Genomic DNA, 13875 nt, shown 5'->3' on the forward strand with positions numbered 1-13875 from the left:
ACTTTGGCTTACCAATTCCACTTTACCCGCTAAGCATTTCACCATACTCTTTAGTAAAACCTAGATAGCGCGACTATCTTAGCTAATCATGCAACAAGGAAAAATAATGACCATAGGGGTAGGTGGCAGCTCAGCCAGCGAACAGTTGGCTACATTAAGCAATATGTGTAGCGACATAAGTGGAATTAGTAAGGCCGAGTACCAACAGCGCCAGCAACGAGCATGTGAGTTAATGCAACAACAAGGCATAAGCGCTATTTACTTAAACGCCGGCACTAACTTGTATTATTTCACTGGATTAAAGTGGAGTGCCAGCGAGCGCATGGTAGGAGCGTTGTTAAGTGCCGATGGTCAATTACACTATATTGCTCCGTATTTTGAGCAAGACTCTTTAAACGACTTCATGCTTGTTGATGCCCCCTTCCATGGCTGGCATGAACACCAAAGCCCTTATCAGTTGTTTTCAACGCTATGTTCAGATTTAAAACTAAAAGGCACCATTGCAGTCGACCCTAGTGCCGCGTTCTTTTTAGTAGACGGTCTGATTAAAGCGAACCCTAATTTAAACTTTGTAAATGGTGATGTAGTCACTCAAGCTTGCCGCGCCATAAAATCAGCCGCCGAGATTGCCTTATTGCAACGAGCCAAAGACATGACCTTGGCGGTACAAAAAGCTGCGGCTAAAATTTTGCGCCCTGGCATTAGCACTAGCGAAGTGACCGAGTTCATCCACCAAGCCCACCAAAAGGTAGGCGCTAGCGGATCGTCTTTTTGTATTGTGTTGTTTGGCCTAGCCAGCTCATTTCCACATGGCGTAAAAGAGCCGCAAATCTTGCAAGAAAACGATTGGGTACTCATTGATACCGGCTGCCTATTGCACGGTTATAACTCTGACATAACCCGCAGCTACGCTTACGGTGAAGCCACTGAACAACAACGTAAAGCTTGGCAAAGCGAACATAAAGCGCAACAGGCCGCTTTTAATGCGGCGCAACTAGGTGCTAGCTGCGCCAGTGTAGATGCTGCAGCTCGCCAATCGCTAGAAGCAGATGGCTATGGGCCAGAATATGCTTTACCTGGCTTACCGCATCGCACAGGGCACGGTTGTGGCCTAGATATTCACGAAGGGCCTTATTTAGTAGCAGGCGATGAAACCCTGTTAGCCCCTGGCATGGTGTTTAGTAACGAACCGATGTTGGTGATCCCCGAACACTTTGGCGTTCGCTTAGAAGATCATTTTTATATCGGCGAGTCGGGGCCGGTTTGGTTCACCCAACCAAGCCCAAGCATTGATGACCCTTTTGGCTACCAAACAGCTTAAATAGCGCTACCAATAAACCAAGCAGCTTACCTTAGCCACTTTTAGTTTTTGGGCTAGGGTGGCTGTTACGAAAATCAGCTTCCAGAAAATTAAACATTTTGACTAGGTAGGGGTCAAAAGCTTTCCCGCTCAAGTCATTAATAATCTCCTTCGACTTTTCAAAAGAAAACGCTGGTTTATAAGGCCGCTCCGACATTAAGGCATCAAAACAATCCACTAAACTAACGATTCTTGCCTCAATCGGAATCTCTTCACCGGCAATTTTTTGCGGGTAGCCTTGCCCATCCCAGCGCTCGTGGTGACCACGTACAATGTTTTCGGCTACTGGGCTTAACTCAAACTCTCTTAATAGTTGATAGCCATTATCCACGTGTTGCTTCATCACTTCCCACTCTTGCGCATCAAGCTTACCTGGTTTGCCAAGAATCGCGTCGGGAGTAGAGATTTTGCCAATGTCATGCAAAGAGGCAAATTGATGAATATCCTCAACCAGCTGCTTATCTAAACCAACATGCTCCGCCATAAGCCGAGAATAATCGGCCACCCGTTGCACATGGCTACCGGTTACCGCGTCGTCATTCTCATGCAAGCGCTCTAACATTTCGGTTACCCCTTCTAGCACCTTATGCATTTTGGCTTTTTGCAGGCGCTCTTCTATCCGGTTTTGCAGATGTTGGTAGGAATAGCATCCAACCAAGCACACCAAGCTCGCCACAAGCAAAGCAGCCCACCATTGATAGCTCCTTGTTAACACGCCAAAATTAGAGATAGGCTGGGTTAAATGTGGTAAATAATTATGTTGGTAAGCCACAATAAGTTGTGCGCCCATCATTACCGGCTGAACGGGGCTATCTAGGTTTATTTCTGCGGCTAAACTATCGTCGAAATAAACCCGCTGGTGGGCCAAGCGCTGAACTTGAGATTCAATGAAAAGATCGTCACAACTCAACTCTGCACAATATAAACTCGCCGAATTTGGGTGGGCCAAAAACTGCTGGCGCTCATCTACAATGTAAAACCTTAGCTGCTCGGGTAACAAGCTAGCTAACTGTCTAAGCTCTTGTTTCACATCGTAATTAAACATCAAACTACCTAGATATTGGCCGCTATCTAAATGCCTTATCTTTTGCGCAATGCGCATCACCGGTCGATAAGGCCGCTCAATCACCCCATAATCAACGTTTAAATCCACCGGAGACAAGTAGCTATTGCCAATAGCAGTGCTACTTAATTGCTTAAAATAGTAGCGCTGAGACTTATCCTGAAGCTCTATATTGCTTAAACGCACTGGCACACCTGCGCGATTCACCAGCTTGAATACCTCTTGCCCTTCGGGGTTAAACAAACGCGTTTGCACCACGGTTGATTTACTTTGCATTAGCTTGCTAAGCAACTCCGCGACAACCTCATAGTTGCCACTATCTAACGCTTTGGGCACCATCGAAAGTTCGGCAAAGTATTCTAGCTCTTGGCGGTGTTGCGTTTCGGTATGCTTAATTAAGGCAGCAACGGCGGCAGCGCGCTTAGCGACACTGCTGGAAAGCTGATTCACTGCTGCGTTATGTTGGCTCAGCAAGCTCATGCTGGTTAAGCCCATAACGACCCCAATAAATAAGGCACTGGCAATAAGATAAAGACTTAAGCGAGACATAATATTCCCTCCTACAACTCTTTAAACTATGGTTAATCTTTATACAAACCACCAGCAATTGATAAATTTATATTTAATTTTTCAGTTTTTTTACAAATACAATTAATTGCCGCTGCAGTAAGCTAAGTTTTTTGGCGCTAAAAGGATCCCGCTATGCAACAGCAAAGCCTACTAAAATGGCATTGTTTTGAGGTAACTCGCGAGCAACAACGTCTGCCTAATCAGCAGCAAAAAACCATCACCACACTTCGCCACCCTGGTGCAGTGGTAGTGCTAGCGATTAATGATGCGGGCAATATTATTATGGAGCGCCAGTATCGCACTGCCATTCAAGACTGGTTGGTGGAACTAGCTGCTGGCACCATAGAGGCCGATGAACAAAACGAGGATGGAATACTAGCCTGTGCTAAACGCGAGCTACAGGAAGAAGTTAATCTCGTCGCCGAGCAATGGCACAGCCTAGGTAAACTATATCCGGCGCCGGGCTTTTGTGACGAGATACAGTATTTGTTTTTGGCCAAGCAGCTTTCGCATCAAGCAGGTCAATGCGACGAAGATGAGTTTATTGAAGTATTTGAAATGAGCTGCGCAGAGTTTGAAAAAGGCATCGTTAATGGAACCATCAACGATGCCAAAACCATTGCTTGTTATAGCCGCGCTAAGCTTGCGGGTTTACTCGACTAAACGCTGGTAAGCAGTTTACTGGCTTTGTTAATTGGAAATAACTTGTCATACGCCAGGTTATAAAAGTATGCAAAAAACAAGTAATAGATGATCATGGCTGCGTCCATAATCAGCGCATCTAGCAAACTAACATTTAGCCACCAAGCCATTACTGGAATAGTGATAACTAACAAACCTAACTCAAAACCAAAGGCATGAAATATACGCTGCTTTTGGCTTTTAACGCTATGCCCTTGGCGTTTAAATAAGAAAATATCAAACCAGCGATTGTAGAAATAGTTCCACGCTGTAGCGATAACCGAAAAAAACAAACCCATCGCGCCAGAATGCATTGGGTCTACCCCAAATAGCACAGCCAGCAAAGGCATCGCTCCTAATAGGCCAACTAACTCAAAACCTACGGCATGACGAATTCTATCGGATGTTTGTCTCATGCTTATCTCTCGTTCGATTCAATAAGGCTATTTTATCGGTATACGATTCCCTATACTGGAACAGAATGCATCGTATTTTCCGCAAACAAGGAAAAGTTATGGACAACTCTGATTTAGACAGCATTGCCACGGGCAGTTTTGAATTTAAAGATATAAATGAGCGCGAATATCGCTTTATGCAAATCGACCGCATCGAGTCATTGCTAGCCTATTGCAAACTTAACTGTAATCAACTGGCCAAGCTAAGCGGCATTTCAAAAAGTGCCCTTTACAACAAGCTAGATAAAGACGGCAACGCTAACTTTAGCCAGATTGAATTGTTTAAAATTGCCAAAGCGTTAGATCTGAGTGTGGTGTACTTATTGCCGCTATCTCAACATGAGCGTGATTTAGTTAAAGGGCCACCAATTCCAGCCAGCAGCCTGCGCTTTGTTGACGATATGCTGGGTGCGCGGCGCGACGATATAGAGTTTTTACACGGCGTGCATAAGCTGTTTAAGGAATACATTCAACAACGTAAAAACTAGCCAATTGTGAAATATTTAAAAATTGGAGAGCTAAGTATCAGATTTACTCACCAACAGCCAAGCGCTCTACCAAGCCCGAGCGCCGCTGGGTTTTATTCCTACATGCTGCACTTATGCTCTCGGCATCGGCATATAAGCTAAAGGTACTTTTTGCGCGGGTGATTGCGGTATACAACAACTCTCGATTTACCAACGCTTGGGTAGCTGGCGGCAGCAACATACACACCTGTTTAAACTCACTGCCTTGGCTCTTGTGTACAGTCATGGCGTAAACACTTTGGTGAGCAGGCAAGCGACTAGGTAATAACCAGCGTAAACCAATGGCGGATTCAAAAGCCACCATTAGCTGGCCATTTTCATCTTGCGCACAAATACCAATATCACCGTTGTACAGCTGCTGCTCGTGATCGTTTTGCTCAATCATCACTGGTCTACCGGCATACCACACGCTATCGGCATGTTTTGGCAAGGAAATAAAACCTTGCTGGTTTAGCCGTTTCTCGATGCGTTGATTAAGCCCAGTCACACCCAAATCACCATTACGAAGTGCAACTAAAAGCTGAAACTGATGAAACTTGGCAAACACCTGCTCCATCGGTAAACCTTGGCGCAACGCCTCTAAATAGGGCTGGTAAGCCTTAGCGCTTTGCCCAAGCAAGTGCTGGTAGCTGTCTTGATTTAGCGTTTGATAGGGTAAGTCTTCGCGACGTGATTCCAGCAAAGCCATGGTTTGTTTAACTTGGCCTTGGTTTACCGCAGCTGCCAACAAACCGATACCTGAATGAGCATCAAAGCGATAGCTTTTACGCAATAAACACAGCTTATCAGCTATGGGTAAAGGCTGCTTAGCTTGCCAAGCACTTAAGTTAAAACCACTGCTGGCTTGCAAATTATCCAGCAAGGTTTGGCTGTAACCCTGCTCTATAAAGGCGCATAAATCCCCCAATACTGCCCCCGCCTCTACCGAAGCCAGTTGGTCCTTATCACCCAACAAAATAATTCGCGCCTGTTTTGGCATGGCCGCCAGTAGCTTCACCATTAGTGGCATATCAATCATCGACGCTTCATCCACCACCAATAAGTCTAAAGCTAAAGGATTGTCGGCATGATGACGAAATTCCGCCCGCCCAGGTATAACACCCAAAAGACGGTGAATCGTAGAAGCTTGCTCAGGGATAGTTGCGATAGTTTGCTCGCTCGCATTAAGCTGCTGTTTTGCGCCGACAATAGATTCACTTAAGCGCGCGGCAGCTTTACCGGTTGGTGCAACCAGCTGAATGTTTAAAGCCGCTTTTCCTGCACTCAGTTGTAAATCTTGTAATAAGGCGAGCAAGCGCGTCACGGTGGTGGTTTTGCCGGTACCTGGCCCGCCACTAATCACTAGCCGAGGCTGGTAACAAGCTTGTAAGGCGGCCAGCTTCTGCCAGTTTATCTTGCTAGTATTCGCAATTTTAGCGACTAGGCTTTGCAGTTCTGATACTTGTTCAATGCCAGCAAGTTTGCTTAAGAACTCGGCATTATTAAGCAAGTTCGCGTCACTTACATCCAAATATTGCTGGGCATATAAAGCCATCTGTTGCGCAGTATAAGCGGCTTTAGCCTGTAATAACATTTGCCAGTTAGGGCTAAACAATTGCTCCACTTGCTGTTGTATTTGGGCTAAGGGGTAATCACTGGTAAGTGAGTGTTCACCGAAGTAATCGGCAATTTGCTGCTCATAGCTCCAATATCGATACAAATATAAGCGCCCATACTGCAATACCAATGGTTTAGCATCTCTGGATAATTCAGCTTGCATTACTGCCGCTGAAGACCCAAGTTGCACTTGCCAAAACTCAGGCTCTAGCGCACCTGCAAGTGGGCAAGCGCCCAATTGTTCAGAACGCTTGGCTAGGCTAGGTATATCGATACAAACATGGCCGGCTTGTAATTCATTACTTACCAGCGCGGCTGCAACCATCAAAACATCTGCCTGTTCGCTGCTTGCAAACGACTTAGCAAAGTGAAAATCTAAGGCGCTGATTTGTCCCTGCTGTTTTAACTGTTGGAGCCAATCAGTAACATTTAGAAGGCTAGTATCATTGGCGAGTAAACTAGTCATTATTCGCCTCCACATGATTTAACTGCACTAATGTTTGATTAAGATCTTGCCCGGCAAATAGCTGATCAAGATACTCAATAAACCGCGGATCTGGTCGGCTAAAATACACACCATTACGCTGCTCGTTTTGAGCGGTTTGACTAGCCATATCACCGGCCATTCCACGCAAAAATAAATAGTAAACCCCGCCAAAGTGCTGCTCATAGTCGTAGTCAGGTATTCGTTGCCCCAACCAACGGTGTAAAGCCAAACTGTACAGCTGATATTGGAAATCGTAGCGATGCTCAACCATAGCATCCATCATTGCCTGTTGTTGGTACTCACTTACTTCTGCACCTAGGTAATTCGACTTGTAGTCCAATACGTAATAACGACCATCATGTTGATACACTAAATCGATAAAGCCCTTTAACATGCCTTGCACACTAGCAAAATCCAAAGGTTTAGCTTGGCGACTTAATGGGTCGAAATATTGAATTAGCTGATTAACTTGATTGGCTTGCAAGTCTGCAATTGGCAAGAAAAACTCCATTTCGACCAAGCGTTGCGCTGGGCTTAGTTGGCTTAAACTGTAAGCAACGGTGCTCCCAGCATCATCCAAAGGCGTCGCACACACTTGTTGGAACATATCAGCCAGTGGCGCTAACCATAACAACTCGCCTTGGGCGTCCAACTGATTATAACTAGAGGCCTGCAGTAAGGGCGCAATAGCCAGTTGAATACTCGCTAAATCGGCTTGAAAATCCACTTCTTCAAACAATAAGTGCAAAAAAGTACCAGCCTCTGCGCCACGAGGAAAATCAAAAATAGTCAGCGATTGCGGCTGTTCAACTTGGCTTGGCTCAGCACTTAAACCTTCTGCTTCATCTAGCCATGCCATGTCGCTACTGGCATCAAAGCCTGCGCCATGACCTTGCTGGCGACTAAGCGCAGAGTAACTGGTTAGCCACCAATTTCGATTAAGCTGGCTAGTAAATTGCTTAGCAGCAAAACTTTGCTGCTCTTGGTTTAGCGGGCTATATGGCGCAAGTGTTTGCTCACTCACCGATTGCCAACTCATGCAGGGAAGCTGAGCCAAATTGTCCAAAATAGCGCTAAGCGCGCCAGCAGGTTGTGGCTGATTTTGTTGCAACAAGTAGCCTAGGGCGCTTTGATGCGCGTCGGTATCACCTTTTTTGGCGTTACCTTTTTTCAGATCTGCCACGCCTAAATAACAGCAATACACCGCTCGAGTCACCGCCACATAAAGCAAACGCAAGTCTTCGGCCAAACGCTCTTGGCTGGCAGCCTCCATAGCTTGCTCACTGCCATTTAAATCGAGAATAAAGCGCTCGCCTTCGTGATAAAGCGCTTCGCTCGCTTCGCGATAACCCAAAATAAACGGCAACATCACAATCGGATATTCCAAGCCCTTACTTTTGTGAATAGTGACAATTTGCACCAAGTTCGCATCACTTTCTAAGCGCAGTTGTTGGTCGTCGGCATTGCCATCGGGCTCGAGTAGTTGTTCGGCAAACCAGCGCATTAACGCAGCTTCACCATCTAACTCGGCGCTCTGATTTTGCAGTAACTCAGCTAAATGCATCAAGTTGGTAAGTAAGCGCTCACCATAGTTATCGTTTTGGCTGATCCAGCGTTCGCTAATGCCACGTTGGCTCATCCAAGAATAAAACATTGCTAGCACGCCTTGCTTATACCAAAGCTGTTGGTACTCGCTGTACTCTTGGGAATAACGTTGCCAGCTACGCTCATCGGTATTTAGTTGGTCCAACTCGCTTAAACCTAAACCTAGAATTTTACAGGCTAAAGCTGCGCGCAGTTTTCGGTCGTTATGCGGTTCTTGGCAGGCTAACAACTGCAAATAAAATTGATAGGCCTCGAGGCTTTCAAACACACTATCGCGGTTAGATAAGCTGACACTGGCAATGTTTTGTTTAGCCAATGCCGCGGCCACTTTTTCACCTTCACGGCGAGTGCGCACTAACACCGCGATATCGCCCGCTTGCACTGTTTTTCCACTATCACCCAGAGTTGCACGCCCTTGTTGCCCGGCTTCTAACAAAGCCTGTATTTGCTGGGCACACTGTAGCGCTTGGCCAACAAGATAATCTTCGCCGCGCACAAATTCTGCGTTTTGCTGATACAAAAACTGCATGGCTGCCTGTGGCTCTCCGTTTATAACTAAACCACTCAGCTCTGCTTTGGCCGCATTCACTGGGATGAACTCAATGGCATCGTCAAAAATAAATGGCCGCGAATGGCACTCAAACAACTTATTGCATGCGGTCACCATCGCGCCAGTAGAACGCCAATTGGTTGGCAGATTGTAACGTGCGGTAACCTTGTTGCGCGCTTGCATATAAGTGAAGATATCCGCGCCACGAAAACCATAAATTGCCTGCTTGGGGTCGCCAATTAGCATTAACGCAGTATCGGGCCTATCAATATACAGCTGAGAAAAAATCTGATATTGCTGAGGGTCGGTATCTTGGAATTCATCAATCATCGCCACCGGGTAAAGCTCGGCGATTTGCTTGGCTAGAGCCTCTCCCTGAGGGGCATTTAGCGCCTTGGCCAAACCCGCCAATAAATCATCAAAACTTAACAACTGCTGTTGTTGCTTGAGTTCACTAAAACGCTGACGGATTTGCGGCAACAACTGGGCTAACAGCAAATTTTTGATGTTTTGCTCTTCTGCAAACAAGGTTTCTATCGCGTTAAACGCCGGGTGCTGTGGAGGCGTACCTTTAGCTTTTACGCCATTGGCTAAATTCTCTGGTGTGAACTTAGCCAAAGCCTCGCGCAATAGTTTGCTTAAAAAGTCACTGTCGGTCGCGGCGTCTGCAAACTGGTTAATTAAACACAACCATTTTTCGACCGAAGCTTTACGAAACTTATTGCCATTTAAAGGCGCAGTTGCAATAAGTTCGGCAATCTCTGCCGCTGCCGGTTTCCAAAGCTGTTTAAAGGCATCAATGCGACTAATTTGTTGCGCAAAAAAGCGTTCTAAATCTTGCTCTTGCGGCACTCCTTGTAGCTCAAAATGGCTTTGATTTAACAAGCCGCCCAGCTCTTGATGTAAGTCGTAAGGGCTGGCCCAGCATTGCACTATTCGCCCAACTAAGGGCACCGATAAGGGATAAAAGCGCTGACGCCAACAGTCTTGCACCGCTTGCAAACGAAGATGAATTTCGTTGGTAAGAAACTCCATCTCAAAGGGCAAGCCCGATTCGAAAGCATGTTGCTTCAACATGCGTTGGCAAAAACCATGAATGGTAAACACCGCCGCCTGGTCCATGTTCTGCTCTGCCAACAACAAACGCTGCGCCGCCTGCGGGTGGTCGTTAACCTCATCTAGCAGCTGGCCAATAATGAAGTCATCGCTTTGGCCTCGTAAAAAAGCAATCCGCGCTTGATGAATTTTCTCGCGAATTCGCCCTCGCAGTTCCTGCGTAGCCGCTTCGGTAAAAGTAACCACCAATATCTGTTCAATAGTGAGCGGTATGCGCTCTCCAGCTTGGCTAAAAGCTTGCTCTGGTTGACGATAATGCCCTAGCAACAAACGCAGTACCAAAGCACCAATGGTGTAGGTTTTACCGGTACCGGCACTGGCTTCAATGAGTCTAGAGCCATTTAAGGGAAAGGTGAAAACATCTAAGTTATTATTGGTCGTGCTACTCTGCTGAGCAGCTTGGTTTAGATTAGACACCAGCAAACTCCTCTAGATGAGCTAACAAAGGGCCAAGCAAGGCTTGAGCGCTGGCTTCGAACTGCGGCCAGATAGCTTCTAAATCATTTAGCTGAGCTTGAATATACGGATCTGCTCCTTCTGCCTGAGCAAACGGCCCTCCGTTAAACTGATTGCGTGCCGCGCGCCTTGCTTTGTCTAGATTGGCCTCGCTGTACTCAATACTGCCGGTTTTCTTGTCTTTACATTGGCTTATCCACTGCCAAGCACTTTCGATAGGTAGCAATATCGGCTGGTGTAAACCTTGTTGTAAGTGGCTTAGCCAAAGCGCTAAATACTCTTTTGCTTGTTCGGCATTTAATGGCGAAAGCTGCCAAGCCCCTTTACGACCAAGCACGTAAGAGCTAAGCGCTTGTTCTGGTAAACTAGCGTGAAACACTAAGTGCCACAGCCAAGCAGCAAGCAAATCTTTACCTCGAACACTGCCCGGTCGATAACTCACTAAACCTTGTGCGTATTGGTGCTTCAACCAAGCCGACAAACGACACTGCTGCAAACCATCCTCAAGTGAATATTCTAGATCTAGGGCTAGCTGCTGGCGCTTAACTAGCCCTCCCGCGAGCAAGGGAAATAGGGCATCAGCCAAAGGTTCAAGATCTTGCCATTGCTGCTCAAACGATACCTCTCCAAAACCACCATGCGGCAAGCTACCGGCAGCATGTAACAGCGCAAATTGCTGCTTTTTATCTGCGTTGCTTAGTTGCTGTTCGAGTAAATATTGCTTCATAGAGAAACCCGCTAGCCCTTCCACTAAAAAGGGTTCAGTTTCTTCTAATTGCTCACTTAAGCGTGGGAAGCTCACTTTTAAGCGCCGCTGATAAAAATAAGCGATGGGCGAGCGACTAAAGGCAAGCAACTCGTCCATTTCAATATCCGCTATGTAACCTTCATTGATCAGCGTTTCCTCTATAGGCTCGGGCGCTTTGCTTTGTTGCTGGGCTGCTACAGCCGGAACCCAACGCTGCGCATAACTAAACTTATCGCTTTGGCTTTGATAATACTCACTAGAGAAGGGTTGCAAGGGATGCTCACAACTAAGGTGAGTTAATAAACGCTTGGCTGATTGATCCACATTTAGTTGTTCATCACCTTGTAGCACGCAGCTTTGACCAATGTAATCACATAGCTCAGCCACCAACACCGACGGCGTTTGTTCACTGTTATCTTTGGCACTATGAGCAATATAAGAGACATATAAAGTATCTTGGGCGGCCAGCAATGCTTCTAAGAACAAATAACGGTCGTCATCTCGGCGGCTACGGTCGCCACGTTTAGCAGGATTTTGCGCCATTAAATCAAAGCCCATGCTAGGTACGGAGCGCGGATACTCACTGTCATTCATGCCCAATAAACACACTACTTTAAAGGGTATGGCGCGCATTGGCAGTAAGGTACAAAAGTTAATTTGCCCCGCCAAAAAGCGTTGACTACCACGCTGGGCATTTAGCTGATTGCGACAATAATCCAAAATAAGTTCAGGGCTGATAAGCTCCATAAAACCGCTACTGCTGCATTGCTCTACGAGGGTTTCAAATAGCTTATGCAGGCGCAGTTGCTCGGTTTCGTCATCACTATCAAAGCTGTAAATATTGCTGAGCAGATCTTGCAAACGTAGTCGCCATTGCTCGGCGTTAACCGCACTCAACAACTGTTGTTCTAGCAACATTAGTTGGTCTATGAAGTCTGCTAACTTGCCCACTGCTAAGGCAATTTTCCCTTGCACCTCATCATAGGCTAGCACCCCTTGATGCAAACCCGCATCACTAGGCATCGCATAACCTAACAACATCCTCTTAAGGCCAAATAGCCAAGAGTGAGTTTCATCTTCTGGGGCCTGCCAGCGACTGCGATCACTGCCATCTAGTCCCCAACGCACCCCTGCTTCTCTCACCCATTGGCGCAGCGATTTAAGTTCGTCTTCAGCCAATTCAAAACGACGCATAATTGCCGGTACTTCCAATAACGCTAAAAGCTCTGCCGCAGACTTGCGTTTTTGTGGTAGCGCCAATAGCTCCAAAAAGCTTAACAACACTGGATTTTCTTGAGTGGCGCTGCGATCTGAAATAGCAAAAGGCAAGCGCGTTTCAGCACTGGTGCTGCCAAACACCGCCTGAATCATTGGCCCATAACGATTAACATCGGGCACCATTACAATAATATCGCGGGGGTTTAGTTCTGGGTCTTGCTCAAACATCGCCAGGAGTTGATCGTGCAATACTTCTAGCTCTCGGCGAGGACTATGGCAAAGATGCAGCTGAATACTAGTATCATTTAAAGCTACTGGACGTTTCTTTTCACTACTATCAAAATATGTATAGTTAATGGGGTCACGTAAATACAAGATGTCGTCTTGTATTAACTTCAATATCGGAGGAATCGCGTGTGCATTATTCTCTGGAAAATTGTCGTCAAATGAAGTGAAGTCATTTTTTTCAAGCAGATGCAGCATATCAATATAGTCACGGCCTAATTTCCCCATAGAAGATAACAAAGGGTTACCGACACTAAGTAACTCGGACTGCTCTTTAAGTACTGTACGAACATCTTTTATATCCCCCCAATACTCTTTTGAAGGGTTAGTTAAAAACAAGTGGATGTCAGTATGTAAAGCTAAGGCATCTAAAGCTTCAACATAAGCAGGCGGTAAAGCCGAAATACCAAAAATAAACACCTGCTCGGGCAAACCTTCAGGCGCGGCACTGGCCACTCGCAACTGTTCAACAAAATCGATATATAAGTTGCCCCGGTGATAAGGGGAGTCCATAGCGCTAACCGTGTCGTCGACCAAGTCACGCCACAAAATAGGCTGCCAAGGCTGGCTTTCGCTCACCTCGTTTAAGTCATCACCCGCTTCCCATGCACTGGTCCATTCGCTTCGATACACCAAGTATTGATCGTAAATGTCAGCAATTTTTTGTGCCAGTTGCCAAAGCTTACGACTGTCAACTTCCTCACTTTCTTGCTCACCCAACAGATAGTGCTTTAAGGCGTTAAATGCTGGCTCTTGCAAACGTTGCGGCAACAAGCGCATTAATCGCCAACTCATGGCTTCTTTATTAAAGGGACTTTGCTCGGGAACATCTTGCAGAACTAAATGAAACATTTGCCAAATAAAGCTAGCAGGCAGGGGAAACGCCACATTTGCCACAATGCCTTGTTGTTCGGCTAGCTGCAGTTTTAACCACTGCGCCATGCCAGGGCTTTGTACCAAAATCTGTTGCTGAGTAAACGGACTATCAGGAGTCTGTAAACTCATTACTGAGCTCAACATTTCCCTTAATGAACTGAGGTGATTACTTTGATAAAGATATAACAAGAAGGCTGTTCCCTTGAACGAAGCAGCCTTTATTGTGCCAGAAAAAAACGCTTAAAAAAGTGTTGCTTAAACGATTTTCACTGGATGGCAGCA

At 46.1% G+C, this 13875-nt stretch carries 8 protein-coding genes; 3 read left to right on the forward strand and 5 right to left on the reverse strand.

All coding sequences use genetic code 11. The annotated features are described in order from the left end of the window. Nucleotides 1–106: 106 nt before the first annotated feature. Nucleotides 107–1321 carry a M24 family metallopeptidase gene (locus ACYFDN_RS11285; protein ID WP_483511165.1) on the forward strand — a complete coding sequence of 405 codons (1215 nt, stop codon included), beginning with the start codon at nucleotides 107–109 and terminating at the stop codon, nucleotides 1319–1321. A 31-nt stretch (nucleotides 1322–1352) separates the two neighbouring features. Here the strand turns inward: ACYFDN_RS11285 and ACYFDN_RS11290 are convergent, their stop codons facing one another. After that, nucleotides 1353–2972, reverse strand: coding sequence for an HD domain-containing phosphohydrolase (locus tag ACYFDN_RS11290; RefSeq protein WP_483511166.1), 1620 nt, complete (start codon nucleotides 2970–2972; stop codon nucleotides 1353–1355). Between the two features lie 153 nt (nucleotides 2973–3125). On the opposite strand from ACYFDN_RS11290, the gene ACYFDN_RS11295 reads away from it, so the two are divergent. After that, a complete protein-coding gene (locus tag ACYFDN_RS11295) occupies nucleotides 3126–3656 on the forward strand; it encodes an NUDIX hydrolase (RefSeq protein ID WP_483511168.1) in 531 nt (176 codons plus the stop codon). Here the strand turns inward: ACYFDN_RS11295 and ACYFDN_RS11300 are convergent. Beyond that, complete coding sequence (locus ACYFDN_RS11300) at nucleotides 3653–4090, reverse strand: PACE efflux transporter (protein ID WP_483511169.1); 438 nt, start codon at nucleotides 4088–4090, stop codon at nucleotides 3653–3655. The genes ACYFDN_RS11295 and ACYFDN_RS11300 overlap by 4 nt on opposite strands. 98 nt (nucleotides 4091–4188) lie before the next feature. Between ACYFDN_RS11300 and ACYFDN_RS11305 the strand changes: the two genes are divergently transcribed. Further along, the gene (locus ACYFDN_RS11305; RefSeq protein WP_483511171.1) at nucleotides 4189–4617 is read left to right on the forward strand and encodes an XRE family transcriptional regulator; all 429 of its coding nucleotides are present in this window, start codon (nucleotides 4189–4191) and stop codon (nucleotides 4615–4617) included. A gap of 43 nt (nucleotides 4618–4660) precedes the next feature. Here the strand turns inward: ACYFDN_RS11305 and recD are convergent, their stop codons facing one another. From recD to recC, 3 genes are read right to left on the reverse strand one after another with little or no spacing between them, the layout of a single operon-like run. After that, entirely contained in the window at nucleotides 4661–6718 is a 2058-nt protein-coding gene (gene recD / locus ACYFDN_RS11310; RefSeq protein ID WP_483511172.1) for an exodeoxyribonuclease V subunit alpha, read from the reverse strand. Beyond that, complete coding sequence (gene recB, locus ACYFDN_RS11315) at nucleotides 6711–10427, reverse strand: exodeoxyribonuclease V subunit beta (protein WP_483511174.1); 3717 nt, start codon at nucleotides 10425–10427, stop codon at nucleotides 6711–6713. Before recB ends, recD begins: the two co-directional genes overlap by 8 nt. Next, nucleotides 10420–13782 carry an exodeoxyribonuclease V subunit gamma gene (gene recC / locus ACYFDN_RS11320; protein ID WP_483511175.1) on the reverse strand — a complete coding sequence of 1121 codons (3363 nt, stop codon included), beginning with the start codon at nucleotides 13780–13782 and terminating at the stop codon, nucleotides 10420–10422. The genes recB and recC overlap by 8 nt, the downstream gene beginning before the upstream one ends. Nucleotides 13783–13875 lie beyond the last annotated feature (93 nt).

The organism is Agarivorans sp. D1326, assembly GCF_056958115.1.

Coding starts and splice junctions, on each gene's coding strand:
- ACYFDN_RS11290 (WP_483511166.1), bottom strand. CDS start 2,972: ATGTCTCGCTTAAGTCTTTATCTTATTGCCAGTGCCTTATTTATTGGG.
- ACYFDN_RS11305 (WP_483511171.1), top strand. CDS start 4,189: ATGGACAACTCTGATTTAGACAGCATTGCCACGGGCAGTTTTGAATTT.
- ACYFDN_RS11285 (WP_483511165.1), top strand. CDS start 107: ATGACCATAGGGGTAGGTGGCAGCTCAGCCAGCGAACAGTTGGCTACA.
- ACYFDN_RS11295 (WP_483511168.1), top strand. CDS start 3,126: ATGCAACAGCAAAGCCTACTAAAATGGCATTGTTTTGAGGTAACTCGC.
- ACYFDN_RS11300 (WP_483511169.1), bottom strand. CDS start 4,090: ATGAGACAAACATCCGATAGAATTCGTCATGCCGTAGGTTTTGAGTTA.
- recD (WP_483511172.1), bottom strand. CDS start 6,718: ATGACTAGTTTACTCGCCAATGATACTAGCCTTCTAAATGTTACTGAT.